General features: G+C 56.1%; 11 protein-coding genes. 1 reads left to right on the top strand and 10 read right to left on the bottom strand.

Features of this window, described 5'->3' with window-relative positions:
- Nucleotides 1–3: 3 nt before the first annotated feature.
- The 8 genes from AACH39_RS14250 to gltB form a co-directional block, all read right to left on the bottom strand.
- The gene (locus tag AACH39_RS14250) at nt 4–1,173 is read right to left on the bottom strand and encodes a DegT/DnrJ/EryC1/StrS aminotransferase family protein (RefSeq protein WP_215778418.1); all 1,170 of its coding nucleotides are present in this window, start codon (nt 1,171–1,173) and stop codon (nt 4–6) included.
- A gap of 32 nt (nt 1,174–1,205) precedes the next feature.
- Complete coding sequence (locus AACH39_RS14245) at nt 1,206–2,168, bottom strand: transketolase C-terminal domain-containing protein (RefSeq protein WP_215778419.1); 963 nt, start codon at nt 2,166–2,168, stop codon at nt 1,206–1,208.
- Nucleotides 2,165–2,983, bottom strand: coding sequence for a transketolase (locus tag AACH39_RS14240; RefSeq protein WP_215778420.1), 819 nt, complete (start codon nt 2,981–2,983; stop codon nt 2,165–2,167). The genes AACH39_RS14245 and AACH39_RS14240 overlap by 4 nt, the downstream gene beginning before the upstream one ends.
- 9 nt (nt 2,984–2,992) lie before the next feature.
- Nucleotides 2,993–3,934: a GDP-L-fucose synthase gene (locus AACH39_RS14235; RefSeq protein ID WP_215778422.1), complete on the bottom strand. Its 942-nt coding sequence runs from the start codon at nt 3,932–3,934 to the stop codon at nt 2,993–2,995.
- A 2-nt stretch (nt 3,935–3,936) separates the two neighbouring features.
- The gene (locus tag AACH39_RS14230) at nt 3,937–4,932 is read right to left on the bottom strand and encodes a hypothetical protein (protein ID WP_215778424.1); all 996 of its coding nucleotides are present in this window, start codon (nt 4,930–4,932) and stop codon (nt 3,937–3,939) included.
- An 86-nt stretch (nt 4,933–5,018) separates the two neighbouring features.
- Complete coding sequence (tviB, locus tag AACH39_RS14225; protein WP_305798419.1) at nt 5,019–6,293, bottom strand: Vi polysaccharide biosynthesis UDP-N-acetylglucosamine C-6 dehydrogenase TviB; 1,275 nt, start codon at nt 6,291–6,293, stop codon at nt 5,019–5,021.
- A gap of 480 nt (nt 6,294–6,773) precedes the next feature.
- The gene (locus AACH39_RS14220) at nt 6,774–8,186 is read right to left on the bottom strand and encodes an FAD-dependent oxidoreductase (RefSeq protein WP_338620446.1); all 1,413 of its coding nucleotides are present in this window, start codon (nt 8,184–8,186) and stop codon (nt 6,774–6,776) included.
- 11 nt (nt 8,187–8,197) lie between these two features.
- Nucleotides 8,198–12,646, bottom strand: coding sequence for a glutamate synthase large subunit (gene gltB, locus AACH39_RS14215; protein ID WP_215778430.1), 4,449 nt, complete (start codon nt 12,644–12,646; stop codon nt 8,198–8,200).
- A gap of 285 nt (nt 12,647–12,931) precedes the next feature.
- Between gltB and AACH39_RS14210 the strand changes: the two genes are divergently transcribed.
- Nucleotides 12,932–14,443 (top strand): phospholipase D-like domain-containing protein, encoded by a 1,512-nt coding sequence (locus AACH39_RS14210; RefSeq protein ID WP_215778432.1) that lies wholly within the window; start codon nt 12,932–12,934, stop codon nt 14,441–14,443.
- Between the two features lie 6 nt (nt 14,444–14,449).
- Here AACH39_RS14210 and rfbD read toward each other — a convergent pair whose 3' ends face one another.
- Together rfbD and rfbB are read right to left on the bottom strand one after the other, a co-directional pair.
- Nucleotides 14,450–15,343: a dTDP-4-dehydrorhamnose reductase gene (gene rfbD, locus AACH39_RS14205; protein ID WP_338620445.1), complete on the bottom strand. Its 894-nt coding sequence runs from the start codon at nt 15,341–15,343 to the stop codon at nt 14,450–14,452.
- Complete coding sequence (gene rfbB / locus AACH39_RS14200) at nt 15,340–16,407, bottom strand: dTDP-glucose 4,6-dehydratase (protein ID WP_338620444.1); 1,068 nt, start codon at nt 16,405–16,407, stop codon at nt 15,340–15,342. Before rfbB ends, rfbD begins: the two co-directional genes overlap by 4 nt.
- Nucleotides 16,408–16,435: the final 28 nt, after the last annotated feature.

Here is a 16,435-nt window from a genome sequence, read left to right as displayed (position 1 = left end):
AAATCAGACCGCATTCAAGATTCGGCACAACTCATCGACTTCTTCATCATGAAGATCCGGGAAATTGCCAATATAGAAGCCGTAGAAGTGGATGTGCTCAGTCTGAGGGAACTGAAGGTGATAATCGTGCGGCACAATACCCTTTAAGTAGGGCTGTCGCAGCTGATTTCCGCCCCCTGCACTTCCACGACGGAACTCGATACCGCATTCTCTCATCCGAACCATTAAGTGCTGGACAAAATCGTCATCAGGTTGTTGCAAGATAAGATTAAAGGCATAGTTGCTCGACCCTTCGAGCTTAAAATCTGTGCGGTATCTTACAGGATCAATCTTACTCAAGAACCGCTCCAGATTCGCCGTTCGCCTTGCAACATTCTGGTCAAGACGCTTCAGTTGACTGAGCCCCATGATGCCGCCAATCTCGGTATTACGCACGTTATAAGCGGGATAAGCAAAGATGAAATCCGGATTCAATTCAGGATATTGCTCCAAATACGATGCCTTGAGTTGATCGTTATTGGCTTCTCGGACCATTCCATGCGAACGAAGCATGCGTGCTTGTTGATACACAGACTCATCATTGGTGCAGACCATCCCCCCCTCAATCGTGCTCATATGATGGGCATAGTAGAAGGAGAAGTTGGACATCCAGCCGATACTGCCGGCTTTCCGATGATTATGCATGGCACCGTGCGACTCACAAACATCCTCGATAAGCGGAATATTGCGACGCTCCAGTTCGACAATCAGCTCATCCGTCAGTGCATCGAAACCCTGAATATGACTTAAGAACACAGCCCGGGTTTTTTCACTCAGCTTGGCGATGATTTGAGCGCTATCCATCCCTAATGTACGCGGATCAATATCAACAAAAACCGGGGTAAACCCATTTTGCAAAACGGAAGCAATGTCTGAAATCCATGTCAGGGGGGGGACAATCACCTCACCGCCATCAGGATGATTCAAACGCAAAATGGCCATTGACAACAGGTTAGCAGAGGCACCGGAATTGACAAAAACGCTGTATTTTACGCCAAGCCATTTGGACCATTCCGCCTCAAATTTACGGACATTAACCGAATGAGTCAGAATTGGATCATCTTGCTTCAGATGCTCAATAACAGCATCCAAATCTTCTCGAGCAATATTATTGCGCATCAATGGAAATTTCATTAGTTCTCCCAACAAGTTTTCTATGATCCAATTTAGAGGACATTTAAGAAATTCTGAACTTTTGACATGACAGCGTGGGGGCCAATACCCACTTCTTCATGAAGACTGGAGCGTGTCCCGAGTTCAAAGCTATACCCACCTTCCACACCAAGATTCAAAAGCCGTGTCGGCAAATTTTCACGCTGAATAAACTCGAATAGCATTGCATCCATGCCGCCACGTCCATGGAACCCTTCTTCAAGAGACACGGCACCTTCGTATCGTGCCAACTCATTATTCAGACCTATCCGATCAAATTCAGACAAATCGAACAGATCGATCACGCCAACATTTACCCCCTCAGCTGTTAATGCTTCGGCCACTTGCAATGCCGTATGCACCATGTAACCCGTCGCAATCAGAGCAACCTTTTTACCCTGACGATGAACGTGGAATCCCATATGTAAATCAGGCTCAGAGGTATAGATCATGGGCAAAACCTGAGCGTCCAATCGGAGATATTTTGGTCCATTCTTTTGTATACACAGATCGAACAGCCCCCCGGCCACAACCTGATCCGCCGGCGACAACACGCGCATATTTGGCATTGCACGCATCAGTGTAATATCCTCGTAGCACTGATGTGTCGGACCGGATACTACGTAGCTGTATCCTGCACCGACACCAATGAGATTCACATTCATTGGTCGTACCTGAGACAACAGCGCAAGATTGACGCGGATTTGCTCGTAGCAGCGCATTGTAATGAATGGCGCAATCGCATAAGCAAAAACCGTATAACCCTCAAGAGCTAAACCTGCAGAAACATTGATGAGATTCTGTTCCGCAATACCGACGTTTACGAAACGATCTGGGTAGTCAGCACGAATTTTATCAAGCACGGGGGAGCCAAAGTCCGCGCAGGCAAAGAAAATTTTGGGATCTTCACCCATTGCAAGCCAAATACGCTGCAATAAGGCATCACGCATTGCTAGCGTCTTCACGGGCGCATTCATTTCGTTTGCTCCAACAAGCTATCGATCAACTCCGGCTTGGGATTGATGATATGAGATAAGGGTGCATCCTCAAGGCCTGGTATGCCTCGCCCTTTAGTCGTATGGGCGATAATTGCCTTAGGCTTGCCTTCCCTGCATTGCTTGGCCAGCAAGAGGGCATTTTGCACCTCAAGAACATTATGACCATCAACTTCCTGGCAATCCCAGCCAAATGCGGCCAAGCGAGCACTCAATTGGCCATGAGATACGATGGTATCTGTATGGCCAAGCATGCTGATTCGGTTGTCGTCTACAATAAGGTGCAGATTGTCCAATTGGTGCTGCGCGGCAAACATGATCGCCTCCCAGTTCGCCCCTTCATGCAATTCACCATCACCTGCAACGACAAACACGCTCATATCCTCTGATTGTCTTTTCAGCCCAAACGCCGATCCTGTCCCCACCCCCAAGCCATGGCCCAACGAACCATTGACCGTCTCGTAGCCGGGAATCACTGGATCAGGAATTCCGCCAAGAAAGCCGCCGGGCTCGCAGACATGCTGCAGCGCCTCCATGGCAAAAAAGCCCAAGTCAGCCAGGATTGGATACATGCAAATCGAGCCATGCCCCTTGCTGATAATGCACCGATCCCGCTGCTTCGCCCTGGGGTTTTTCGCGTCGTAGCGGAGAACCCCACCATAGTAAAGCGCTACAAAGATCTCGATAGAAGACAAAGAAGATGCCAAGCGAGTCTCTGGCGCACGCCGATGAATTGCCAGCGTTTCGCGCCAAACCCAGTGGGCTTTTTGTAATAAATCTACAGGCTCATTTCGCACAGGGTATCCTCACTTCGTTTGCTGACCAACATACCATTGGTACGTTGACTTCAGACCATCGTAGAAATCGACAGTTGGACGCCAACCAAACTCCCTCAGACGAGAACTATCCAACAGTTTTCTTTGAGCACCATCAGGTTTGCTGGTATCCCACTCCAGCGCTCCATCATAGCCAACAACGGAGGCAATTTTCTCCGCAAGCTCCTTAATCGAGAAGTCCAGTCCACTACCCACATTCACAGGCAATGATAACTGCGAAGTATCTTGTACCAACAATGAGAGACAAGCATCAGCAATATCGTCAACATGGATAAACTCTCGGCGAGGTTGGCCACTCCCCCACAAAGTCACACTGGCGGCTCCAGCGAGTTTTGCCTCGTGAAACCTTCGGATCAAGGCAGATAACACATGTCCCGACTTGGGGTCAAAATTATCATTCGGTCCATAAGCACTATTAGGAATGACAGGAATGAACCGATTTTCCCCATCCTGCTGATTATAAGCTAGGCACATTTGAACTCCTGCCAACTTTGATATGGCGTACGCCATGCTGGTTGGCTCCGGGTAGCCGGAAAGCAAAGCTGCTTCGCTCATTGGCTGAGGACAAACTTTTGGGTACATGCATGAGGATGCAAAAAATAGCAATTTACGAACTTTAGAACGACGCGCCGCCCGCATGACATTGAGCTGGATTGACAAATTCTTATCCATGAAATCGGCAGGATGCGTTTGATTCTCAACGATGCCACCAACTTTTCCCGCAGCCAAAACTACGTAGTCTGGCTTGTGCTCATCAAAAAAACGTTCTACAGCCGCAGTATCCGTCAACTCCAGATCTCGATGGGATTTGACCAAAATCTGGCGAAATCCTTCACGCTCTAATCTGCGCAGCACGGCTGAACCAATTAAGCCGGTGTGGCCGGCCACGTAAATTTTTGCTTGCTTATCCATTTTCAGAACCCATTCGGCTGGTATAAAACGACGCGGCTTCCCGAGTCCTCAAAATCAAAAGGAACGTGAATAAGCTTATGCAACCTTTCACGAATTGCTTGTTGTCGTTCTGGCTTAGCAAATAAGAGAAGGAACCCCCCCCCACCAGCACCAAGAATTTTACCTCCAAGAGCCCCCGCATCAAGTGCAGATTGATAAATTTCATCAATTTCAGGCGTAGAGACGCGATCCGACAAACTACGCTTATATAACCAGCTCGTATGCAACAATTGGCCAAACCGTTCAATTGGCTCGCGTGAATCTTGCAGCAATCCAATGGCCTCATCCACCATGGCGCGCATATGGTTCAATTCTTTTTCTCGGTTTTTTAAATTCTCAACCTTAGATTTAGCAACTTCAGAAGCAATACGAGAGAATCCAGTAAAGAACAACATCAAGTGAGAACGCAGTTCTTCTTTGCGATTTGCCGGCAAAATTACTGGCGAAGCATCGAAGGAGTCATTCTTGTGAAACTCAATTCTATTAAATCCCCCGATTGCAGCAGAGATTTGATCCTGTGATCCTACATTTTCCCCAATCACGTTTTGCTCTACATGGATAGCATCAGCCGCCAGTTTTTCCTGACTGACCATCTTTCCTTGCATTCCATATAGCGCATGTAATAAACCAACAGTAAACGAAGAGCTAGAACCCAAGCCAGAGCGGGCGGGAAGGTCGCCATCATGGTGAATCTCCAAGCCATCGTCTACATTCATCCATTGCAAAATGGCGCGTACCGCAGGGTGTTGAATCGCATCGATTGTCTGGACATTTTCAATTTGCGAATAAACAATACGGTGTTTGTGTTCAAAGAAAGGAGGGAGCCGTCTGCACGAAATATAGCAATATTTATTGATGGAGGTTGCCAAAACAGAGCCGCCATGCTCTCTATACCAGGCAGGATAATCACTCCCACCTCCAAAAAACGAAATTCTGAAGGGCGTTCTGGTAATAATCATATTAACGTTTCTCAAACACAATGAAATTTATCGCCAAATTGACAACGCAAATTTTTATCCGCCGCGCGCAGAAAACTCAGTGAAATTCAGAGTCTCAAATCTGACTCCTGAGCAGTCAGAACGTATTTCAGATCATACAAAACTGAATTGGGCTTACCAAGTGCACGGATTGCAGCAGCCCCCATGCTTTTGAACTGATAATGAGATACGGCCAAAACGATGGCATCGTAGCTACCGGAATGCGGCTCAGGAATTGGCGAGATGTTGTATTCGTGCCGGGCCTCATCAACGGACACCCAGGGATCGTAGACTTCCACAACACAGTTGTAGTCTTTAAGTTCAGCAACGATATCGACCACACGCGTGTTACGTAAATCCGGACAGTTCTCTTTGAATGAGAGTCCCATGATCAATACCTTGGCACCCTCTACTTGGATACGCTTCTTGATCATTGATTTGACCAGCTGAGCCGCCACATAGGCACCCATGCTGTCATTCAGACGCCTGCCGGCCAGAATAATTTCTGGATGGTAACCAATAGCTTGTGCTTTATGAGTTAAATAATAAGGATCGACACCAATACAGTGACCACCAACCAAACCTGGGCGGAAAGGAAGAAAGTTCCACTTGCTCCCAGCTGCCTTTAGCACAGCTTCCGTATCGATATCCATTTTGTTAAAAATCAGGGCCAGTTCATTCACGAGGGCGATATTGAGATCACGCTGAGTGTTTTCAATAACTTTGGCAGCCTCGGCCACTTTGATACTTTCAGCTTTATGTGTACCGACTGTAATAATTTCGTTATATAAAGCATCGATCAAGTCTGCAATTTCAGGCGTTGAGCCAGACGTGATTTTTTTAATAGTTGTGACGCGGTGTTCTTTGTCACCAGGATTAATTCGTTCTGGGCTATAGCCGCAGTAGAAATCTTGATTCAGCTTCAACCCAGAAAACTTTTCAAGAACAGGGGCACAGTCCTCTTCAGTACACCCAGGATAGACTGTAGACTCATAAATAACGATGTCTCCCTTTGCAAGTACCTTCCCGACAGTTTCGCTAGCCTTGATCAAAGGAGTTAGGTCTGGCCGCTTGTATTCGTCAATGGGAGTAGGGACCGTTATGATGTAACAGTTACATGCACGAAGATCATCGATTTCTGCGGTATAAGTGAGGAGTTTTGCTGCTGCTAGCTCATCCGACGTAGTTTCCAGAGTATAATCCGAGCCACATTTCAGATCATTAATACGCCGCTGGTTGATGTCGAACCCTACAACGGAGCGTTTCCGACCAAACTCTACTGCCAAGGGCAACCCAACATAACCAAGTCCAACAACAGCAAGCTTAACATCTTGTAGATGCATCAAGTTTTACCCCGAAACGAAAATTCAATGGAAACAATGCTGTCCGCCCAAAAGCGGTGGTAAACCCCGCCAAATTATCCAATAATAATCAATAACCTACTAAACTGATGAAAAAGCCGTGACACCGACACACATCTCATTTCATGAGTGCATAGCGCTGTCGAACAGAGTCTAACAGATGCACTTACAGAACAAAAATTTTAGCCTAATGTACTACAATATGAGGAAGGCGTGGACTGTCTTTTCCGAAGCTAGAAGACGATAAGATATATAACGTTCAAAACGAAAAACACCCAAATTCGTTTGAAACACAAATAAGACTGTATCGAACTCCACGGATGACAGATGCGTGGGGGGGATTCTATGATCATCCGTCACCGCTCAACAACATGAGCAGTCTCTCAACCTGATGAATCTATCGAAGGATACTTAATCAGAGGGGAGCCTTGTTGTCACCCTCCCCTCCCTGTCAAAATCAATTCACCTCCCCAGCCACCCCAAAATCCCCTCCGCCGCCTCCCGGCCCTCAAACACCGCACGCACGACCAGATCGGCCCCGCGCACCATGTCCCCGCCGGCGAAGATCTTTGGATTTGCGGTCTGGTACTTAAACTCGCCACGTGACGACACCACCGTCCGGCCACGACCATCCACCTTGACACCTTGTGCCTCAAACCAGGAGGCCGCCTCGGCCTGGAAGCCGAAGGCAATCAGCACGTGGTCACATTCGAGGATCTCTTCCGAGCCGGGCACGATCTCGGCATTGCGCCGCCCCTTGGCATCCGGCTCGCCCAGGCGGGTTTCAGCCAGTTTTACCCGCAAGCTGCCGTCTGCAGCACGCTCAATGCCCAGCGGTTGCCGTTGCCAGAGGAACTCGACACCTTCTTCCTTGGCGTTGGCCACTTCACGGCGCGAGCCCGGCATGTTGGCTTCGTCTCGACGATAAGCACAGATCACACTCTCCGCGCCCTGGCGGATGGCAGTCCGGTTGCAGTCCATCGCCGTGTCACCACCACCCAGCACCACCACACGCTTGCCCTGCATATTGAGCGGCGCCTCGCCGGCCGGCAGGGTGCCCATGCTCTGGCGCACGTTGTTGATCAGGTAGGGCAAGGCCTCCAGCACGCCCGGCAGATCCTCGCCGGGGAAGCCGCCCTTCATATACTGATAGGCGCCCATGCCCATGAACACCGCATCGTACTCTTGCAGCAGCTGCTCAATCTTGATGTCACGGCCGATTTCGGTGTTCAGGCAAAACTCGACACCCATGCCCTCCATGATCTCGCGCCGGCGGCGTACCACGGCCTTTTCCAGCTTGAACTCCGGAATACCGAAGGTCAGCAGGCCGCCAATTTCTTCATAGCGGTCAAACACCACCGGCCGCACCCCATTGCGCACCAGCACATCGGCACAGGCCAGGCCGGCCGGGCCGGCGCCAATGATGGCCACTTTCTTGTTGCTGAAGGAGACGCGACTCATGTCCGGTCGCCAGCCGGCCTTGAAGGCCTCGTCGGTAATGTACTTCTCCACCGAACCGATGGTGACGGCCCCGAAGCCGCCCTGGTTCAGCGTGCAGGCGCCTTCACACAGTCGGTCCTGCGGACAGACGCGTCCGCAGATTTCCGGCAGCGAGTTGGTCTTGTGCGACAGCTCGGCCGCATCGAACAGACGCCCCTGCTTGACCAGCTCCAGCCAGTTGGGAATGTAGTTGTGTACCGGACACTCCCATTCGCAATACGGATTACCACAGGACAGGCAGCGCCCGGCCTGCTCGCCGGCATCTTCCCGGTTCAGCGGCTGGTAAATTTCCTTGAACTCGATCTTGCGGACTTCGGCGTCCACCTTCTCGCCCGGATTGCGTGCGAGATTCATAAATTGGAATACGTCACCCATGATTCACCTCATCAATCTTTCAGCAGGCTGTCGAGCTTGGCCGCCTTGGGCTTCACCAGCCAGAAGTCATCCACGTAGTCGTCAAAGTCCTGCAGCATCTTGCGCCCCATCTCCGAACCGGTCAGTTCGACGTGGCGGGCAAGCTTCTCCAGCAGGAAGGCACGGTAGGTGCCCATGGCTTCGCCGTTGATCAGGTGAATGTCGATCAGTTCGTTGTTGTAGCGGTAGGCGAACTTCTCCGTCGGGTCGTAGACGAAGGCAAAGCCGCCGGTCATGCCGGCACCGAAGTTGTAGCCGGCCTCGCCCAGCACGATGACACAACCACCGGTCATGTACTCGCAGCAATGGTCGCCGGCACCTTCGATCACCGCCAGCGCCCCCGAGTTGCGCACGCCGAAGCGCTCACCGGCCACGCCGGCCGCGTACAGCTGGCCACCGGTGGCGCCATACAGGCAGGTATTGCCGATGATGATCGATTCATGCGCCACATAGGCAGCGTTTTTGGGCGGGTAGATCACCACCCGGCCACCGGCCATGCCCTTGCCGACGTAGTCGTTGGCGTCGCCTTCCAGCTCCAGATGCAGGCCGGGGGCGTTCCACACACCAAAGCTCTGGCCGGCGGAGCCGGTGAACTTTACCGTCAGGCAGCCATCCGGCAAGCCGGCGGCACCATGCTTGCGGGCGATCTCACCCGACAGGCGCGCCCCCATGGAGCGGTTGACGTTGTCGATCGGGAATTCGAGACGCAGCATCTGACGTTGCTCGATGGCCGGTGCCGCGGCACGCAGCACCTCTTCCGCCAGCTCGCCCTTGTCGAAGGAGGGATTGGAGGCTTCGGTACAGTAACGCGGCACATCGGCCGGGATACTGCCCTGACTCAGCAGCGCACCAAGCTGCAGCTTCTGCTGTCGGGCGGTTTCACCGGGCAGCAGTTCCAGCAGATCGAAGCGGCCGATCAGGTCTTCCATGCGGGTCACACCGAGGCGGGCCATCCATTCACGGGTTTCACGCGCCACGAACAGGAAGTAGTTCATCACCCGCTCAGGCAGGCCGGTGAAGTACTTCGAACGCAGCTTGAGTTCCTGGGTAGCGACACCGGTGGCGCAGTTGTTGAGGTGGCAGATGCGCAGATATTTGCAGCCCAGGGCAATCATCGGGCCGGTCCCGAAGCCGAAGCTTTCGGCGCCCATGATGGCAGCCTTGACCACGTCCAGACCGGTCTTCAGGCCACCGTCGGTCTGCACGCGCACCCGGCCGCGCAGGCCATTGGCGCGCAGCACCTGCTGGGCTTCGGTCAGCCCCAGTTCCCAGGGCGAACCGGCGTACTTGACCGAGGTCAGCGGCGAGGCGCCGGTCCCACCGTCGTAACCGGAGATGGTGATCAGATCGGCATAGGCCTTGGCCACCCCGGCGGCCACGGTGCCGACCCCCGGCTCGGCCACCAGCTTGACCGACACCAGCGCCTGCGGATTGACCTGTTTCAGGTCAAAAATCAGCTGGGCCAGGTCTTCGATCGAGTAGATGTCGTGATGCGGCGGCGGCGAGATCAGGCTGATTCCCGGCTTGGAGCAGCGCAGACGGGCGATCAGCGGCGAGACCTTGTCGCCCGGCAGCTGGCCGCCTTCACCCGGCTTGGCACCCTGCGCCACTTTGATCTGCAGCACGTCAGCATTGACCAGGTAGTGCGGGGTCACGCCAAAGCGGCCCGAGGCCACCTGCTTGATGCGCGACATCTTCTCGGTGCCGTAGCGCTCAGGGTCTTCGCCGCCTTCGCCGGAGTTGGAGCGACCGCCGAGGCGGTTCATGGCAATGGCCAGCGCCTCATGGGCCTCGGGTGACAGCGCACCCAGTGACATACCGGCCGAGTCGAAGCGCTTGAGCAGGCTTTCCACCGGTTCAACGTCGTCAAGGCTGACCGGCTGATCGGCCAGCTTCAGTTGCATCAAATCGCGGAACATGGCCGCCGGCCGCTGGTTGACCAGTTCGGCATAGCGCAGATAGGCGTTGTAGTCGTCGTTCTGCACGGCCTCCTGCAGGGTCATCACCACGTCCGGGTTGTAGGCGTGATATTCCTCGCCATGCACGTACTTGAGCAGACCACCCTGCTTGATATCGCGCAGCGGATTGAAAGCCTGACGGGCCAGCTTTTTCTGGTCGTCGGCAAAGTCGGCGAAATCGGCACCGCCAATACGGCTGACCGTGCCCTTCATGCACAGGGCGATCACTTCGTCGTTCAGGCCGACGGCTTCGAACAGCTGGGCGCCGCGGTAGGAGGCGATGGTGGAAATCCCCATCTTGGACAGCACCTTGAGCAAGCCCTTGTTGATGCCGCGCCGATAGTGCTGCAGCGCCTCGTTGACCTTGAGCTGCAGGTCGCCGCGATGCACCAGGTCGATGATCGACTGGTAGGCCAGATAGGGGTAGACCGCCGTGGCACCGAAGCCGATCAGACAGGCCATCTGGTGCGCGTCACGCACCGTGGCGGTCTCGACCACGATATTGGTCTTGCAGCGCAGGCCACTGTCGATCAGGGCATGGTGTACCGCACCGGTGGCAAACAGGGCATGGATCGGCAAGCGCTGCGGAGTAATGTGGCGGTCGGACAGCACCACGATCACCGTCCCTTCGCGCACGGCCTCGACCACGTGCTGGGCCAGTTGCTCGATGGCGGTTTTGAGATCGGTCTCGGCCGGGTCGTAGCACAGATCGAACGAGGTCGCCTTGAGATAGGGCTCGGGGCGGGTGGTAACACGCTGGAACTTCTCGTGCGACAGCACTGGCGAGCGGACTTCCAGTCGCTTGGCGTGCTCGGCGCTCTCGTCGAACATATTGCGCTCGGGACCGAACACCGAATTGAGCGACATCACCACGGCTTCGCGGATCGGGTCGATCGGCGGATTGGTCACCTGGGCGAATTGCTGGCGCAGGTAGTCAAAGGGCGAACGCACCTGGCCGGACAGGACCGCCATCGGGGTATCGTCGCCCATCGAGCCGACCGGTTCCTGGGCATCATCGGCCAGCACGCGCAGGATCTGGTCTCGCTCTTCGCGTGTCAGGTTGTACAGTTTCTGGAAGGTGGCGAGCTCATCAGCCGGCATCGGCTCCAGCGTGGAGTCGTCGTCAATCGACAATTCAAGATACTTGGCATTGTCCTTGATCCACTGGCGATAGGGCTTGGCACTCTTGAGCTGGGCGTCGATCTCTTCCGGCATCAGCAGTTCGCCGGTTTGCAGATCGGCCGCAAACAGCTGGCCGGGCTTGACACGCCCCTTGCGAACCACGTCTTCCGGCTTGTAGTCCCAGACACCGACTTCGGAGGCAATGGTCAGGATGTTGTCGCGGGTCAGCACCCAGCGTGCCGGACGCAGGCCATTACGGTCGAGAATACAGGCGGCATAGCGGCCATCGGTCAGCACGATGCCGGCCGGACCGTCCCAGGGCTCCATATGCATGGAGTTGAATTCGTAGAAGGCGCGCAGATCCTTGTCGGTGCTGTCGCCATTCTGCCAGGCCGGCGGCACCAACAGACGCAGGGCACGGAACAGGCCGATCCCCCCCATCAGCAGGCCTTCCAGCATATTGTCCAGACTCATCGAGTCCGAACCGTCGGTCTGCACGATCGGACGCACCTGTTCCATGTCGAGGTGGGGCGAAGCCATGATGCGTTCGCGTGCCCGGGCCCAGTTGCGATTGCCCTGTACGGTATTGATTTCGCCGTTGTGCGCCAGATAGCGGAAAGGCTGTGCCAGCTTCCACTGCGGCCAGGTATTGGTCGAGAAGCGCTGGTGGAACACCGCCAGGCTGGATTCGAAACGCTCGTCCTGCAGGTCGAGGAAGAAGCGGGTCAGATTGTCCGGTGTCACCAGCCCCTTGTAAGACAGGGTGTGCGGCGACAGGGTCGGAATGTAGAAATAGCTGTCTTGTGCCTTGTTGGCCTTTTCGGCCTGCCGGCGTGCCATGTACAAACGGCGCTGGAAGGTGAGCTCGTCCATGCCGAAGGGGCAGTTGACGAACACCTGACCGATGGACGGCAGGGTTTGCAGGGCATACTCACCACAGGCGGCGGGATCGACCGGCACCTGGCGCAGGCCGGCGTACTCCAGTTCCTGGCCCTCGATGGCGCCACGCAGGGCGGCGATGCTGGCCAGCCCCTGCGCCGTGTCCGGATGATGGAACACCAGGCCGGCGGCATACACCGCCTTGAGGGTGATGCCCTCTGCCGCGGCCACCTCGCGCAGGAAGCCATCCGGCTTCTTGAACAGCAGGCCACAGCCGTCACCGGATTTGCCATCGGCCGCCACGGCACCGCGGTGCGTCAGTTTGGCCAGTGATTCAATGGCGGTCTTGACGATCCAGTGGCTGGGTTTGTCATCCAGCTGGGTGATCAGGCCGAAACCGCAACTGTCCTGTTCAAAGTCGGGTTGGTATAAAGTACCCTCCAGCCAACGTTGTCTGTCCATGGTGATTGCCCTGTTATTATCCAGATGTAATGACATCGATTCTAAGTGCAACATTTGACCGTCGCAACACATTATTTGTGCGGTGCATTAATTATTTAAAATCATTTAGCTAAGCCCTGGTTTGGCGCATTTTTTGCATGGCATTCGCACAAAATTTGGCCATATTTCCACCTGAACTTACGCTAAAGTTAAATCATAAAAACATTGCATACTCATGCAGATAGCATCAGGCTACGGGGTAGTTCGCTGTCAGACTTGAATATTGTTTAACAATTCGCCAATTTCATGACTCATCCGCCGAGCACCGAGACCGACCAACGTTCGATTCGCCTGCTGGCCGACCAGGCTTTTGCCCGCTCGGCCGGTGCGCCGTTAATCAATGGCAATCAGGTTGAGTTGCTGTTCGACAGCACGCAGAACTTCCCCGCCTGGCTGCAGGCCATCGAGTCGGCCAGCGAGTCGATCCTGATCGAGATGTATTTGTTCGCGGATGACGACTATGGCCGGCGCGTGCGTTCGGCACTGATCGACAAGGCGATGAACGGCGTGGCGGTGTATCTGCTCTACGATGCACTGGGTTGCTGGCGCGAGCATTGGCGCGGTTTTTTCAAGCCACTGCGTCTGGCCGGCGCCCAGGTGCGCGCCTATAACCCGATCAATCCGCTGCGCGGACTGGGTTTGCTGGGGCGCAATCATCGCAAGCTGATCGTGGTCGACCGTCAGCTGGCCTTCGTTTCCGGCCTGTGCATCAGCTCACGCTGGGAGGGAGATGCCCGGCGCCACCTGCAGCCCTGGCGCGACACTGGCGTGGCGCTCAGGGGACCGGTGGTGGATGAGGCCGTCGCCGCCTTTGCCGACAGCTGGGTCAGCTGTGGCCCCGCCCTTCAGCTTCCCCCGCTCCCCCCTGCGCCCATCGCGCACCAGCCGGCACCGGTTGCCGTGCGCCTGATCGCCACCACCCCCAGCACGGCACACATGATGCGGCTGGACCTGCTGATCACCAGCTTCGCACGCAAGACGCTGTGGCTGACTGATGCCTACTTCATGGGCACCAGCCTGTATCTGTCGGCACTGAAACAGGCGGCCAAGGACGGGGTGGACGTGCGCCTGCTGGTACCGCGCTCCAGCGACATCGGCTGGATCGCCACGGTGTCGCGCACGCTGTACCGTCCGCTGCTCGAAGCCGGGGTCAGGGTCTTTGAATGGAACGGGCCGATGGTGCATGCCAAAACGGCAGTGGCCGATGGCCGCTGGGCCCGCATCGGTTCCAGCAACCTGAATCTCTCCAGCTGGCTGGCCAATCGCGAGCTGGATGTTGCCATTGAGGACGAGGGCATTGCCAGTGCCATGGCCGTGAAGTTTATCGAGGATCTGGCGCAATCAACCGAGATCGTACTGAAAGGCTCGCGGCGCCGGCCTCAGTTGTCGGCACCACGAGAAGTGGACCTGGCACAGTCTGTCCTTGAACTGATGCATCCGGGCACCAACGCCCGGCGAGCCTCGGCCGCCGCGCGCCAGGCGGCACGCATCAGTGACGCACTGGGCGCCGTGGTGCGCGGCACCCGCCCGGTGGAGAGCAGTGAGGCCGCCTCATTCCTGTCGATCGGGCTGGCGCTGCTGGCCACGGCGTTGCTGGTCGGTTTCTTTCCCTATCTGGTGGCCGCACCGCTGGTGCTGGCGCTGGTCATCAGCGGCGGCGGCATCGCCCTGCGCTCGCTCGGTCTGATGTGGCAGCGACATCGCCGGCAGGGGGATCTGCCGCCCAGACATGAGCCTCCTCGGGACAAGAACGGCTGAAATGCTTTAGCGCCGGGATGGCAGCAACTGATCCAGCACCTGGCGCACCCCTGCCTGCCAGTCCGGCAGCGTCAGGCGGTAATCCTGCATCAGCTTGTGGCAATCCAGCGAGGAGTTGGCCGGACGGGTCGCCGGCAGTGGATAGGCCGATGCCGGAATGCCTTCGACCTCGCGCACCATGAGCGGGGCCCCGCGCAGACGGGCTTCGGCAAAAATGAAACGGGCATAGTCACACCAGCTGGTGCGTCCCTGCGCCGTCAGATGATAGGTCCCCAGAGGCAGCGAATCCGCTGCGGCGATGGCTTGCTGCAGCATGGCCGCGCTCACCTCGGCGATCAGCGCCGTGGAGGTCGGGGCGCCGAACTGATCCGCCACGATGCGCAACTGCTCGCGTTCGGCGCCGAGTCGCAGCATGGTCTTGAGGAAGTTGCCACCATGCGCGCCAAACACCCAGCTGGTACGCAGAATCAGATGACGGCAGCCACTGGCCCGAATCGCTTCCTCTCCCCGGCATTTGCTGCGGCCATAGGCCGACTGCGGAGCCGTGGCATCCTCCTCGCGGTATGGCCTGTCCAGCTGACCATCAAACACATAATCAGTGGAGTAATGCATCAGCAGCGCGTCATGGCGGGCCGCCCACTGCGCCATGGCCGCCGGGGCGTGCGCATTGACCGCCATGGCCTGAGCCTCTTCGCTTTCTGCTCGATCGACCGCCGTATAGGCCGCCGGATTGATGATGATGGCCGGCTGCCACTGGTCGAGCCGGGCCTGGATCGATGAAGCATCGGCCAGGTCCATCTCGGCCCGGCTCACGGCATGTACCTCACCCAGCGGAGCCAGCGCTGTCTGCAGGACATGCCCCAGCTGGCCACTGACACCGGTCAGCAGGATCCGGCTCATGCGCGATCCCCGTACTGCTTTGCCACCCAGTCGCGATAGTGCCCGCTCACCACGTTCTGCACCCAGTCCTGGTTGGCCAGGTACCACTGCACCGTCTGACGGATACCGCTGTCAAAGGTCTGCTGCGGTTTCCAGCCCAGCTCGCTTTCCAGCTTGCGCGCATCAATGGCATAGCGGCGGTCATGACCGGGGCGATCCTGAACGAAGGTGATCTGGCTGGCATAGGACTGGCCATCGGCACGGGGACTGAGCGCATCCAGCGTGGCACACAAGGTATGCACCACCTCCAGATTGGTTTTTTCGTTCCAGCCACCGACGTTATAGGTTTCCCCCAGTTTTCCTGCGGCCAGCACACGGCGAATGGCGCTGCAGTGGTCCTTGACGTACAGCCAGTCGCGCACTTGCCGGCCATCGCCATAAATCGGCAACGGCTTGCCGGCCAGGGCGTTGAGGATCACCAGCGGAATCAGCTTTTCCGGAAAATGGTAGGGGCCGTAGTTATTGCTGCAATTGGTGGTCAGTACCGGCAGGCCATAGGTATGGTGCCAGGCGCGCACCAGGTGATCCGAGGCGGCCTTGCTGGCGGAATAAGGGCTGTTTGGCTCGTAGCGGCTGCTTTCGACAAAGGCCGCATCTTCCGGCGCCAGCGAGCCATAGACCTCGTCGGTGGAAACGTGCAGGAAGCGGAATGCCTCCCGTTCGCCGGCCGGCAGGTCCTGCCAGTAGGCACGAACCGCCTCCAGCAGATGGAAGGTACCGACAACATTGGTCTGAATGAATTCACCCGGACCATGGATCGAACGATCGACATGCGATTCGGCGGCAAAATTGAGCACCGCACGCGGCTGATGCTGCGCCAGCAGCGCCGCGACCAGCGAGCGGTCACCAATATCACCCTGCACGAAGACATGACGCGCATCATGGCGCAGCGAGGACAGGGTCTCGAGATTGCCGGCATAGGTCAGCTTGTCGAGATTGACCACCGGCTCATCGCTGCCGGCCAGCCAGTCGAGCACAAAATTGCCACCGATAAAGCCGGCTCCGCCGGTCACCAGAATCGTCATGCTGCATCACCTGAAAGCAGATCAAGCC

The organism is Paludibacterium flexuosum (assembly GCF_037076605.1).
Taxonomy (GTDB): Bacteria; Pseudomonadota; Gammaproteobacteria; order Burkholderiales; family Chromobacteriaceae; genus Paludibacterium.
The sequence above is the reverse complement of the archived record's forward strand: the minus strand, read 5'-3'. Positions and strand labels throughout refer to the sequence as shown.

Excerpts from the sequence above, each read along its gene's own strand:
- AACH39_RS14235 (WP_215778422.1), bottom strand. The coding sequence starts at position 3,934 with ATGGATAAGCAAGCAAAAATTTACGTGGCCGGCCACACCGGCTTAATT.
- rfbB (WP_338620444.1), bottom strand. The coding sequence starts at position 16,407 with ATGACGATTCTGGTGACCGGCGGAGCCGGCTTTATCGGTGGCAATTTT.
- AACH39_RS14230 (WP_215778424.1), bottom strand. The coding sequence starts at position 4,932 with ATGATTATTACCAGAACGCCCTTCAGAATTTCGTTTTTTGGAGGTGGG.
- AACH39_RS14250 (WP_215778418.1), bottom strand. The coding sequence starts at position 1,173 with ATGAAATTTCCATTGATGCGCAATAATATTGCTCGAGAAGATTTGGAT.
- rfbD (WP_338620445.1), bottom strand. The coding sequence starts at position 15,343 with ATGAGCCGGATCCTGCTGACCGGTGTCAGTGGCCAGCTGGGGCATGTC.
- tviB (WP_305798419.1), bottom strand. The coding sequence starts at position 6,293 with ATGCATCTACAAGATGTTAAGCTTGCTGTTGTTGGACTTGGTTATGTT.
- gltB (WP_215778430.1), bottom strand. The coding sequence starts at position 12,646 with ATGGACAGACAACGTTGGCTGGAGGGTACTTTATACCAACCCGACTTT.
- AACH39_RS14245 (WP_215778419.1), bottom strand. The coding sequence starts at position 2,168 with ATGAATGCGCCCGTGAAGACGCTAGCAATGCGTGATGCCTTATTGCAG.
- AACH39_RS14220 (WP_338620446.1), bottom strand. The coding sequence starts at position 8,186 with ATGGGTGACGTATTCCAATTTATGAATCTCGCACGCAATCCGGGCGAG.
- AACH39_RS14210 (WP_215778432.1), top strand. The coding sequence starts at position 12,932 with ATGACTCATCCGCCGAGCACCGAGACCGACCAACGTTCGATTCGCCTG.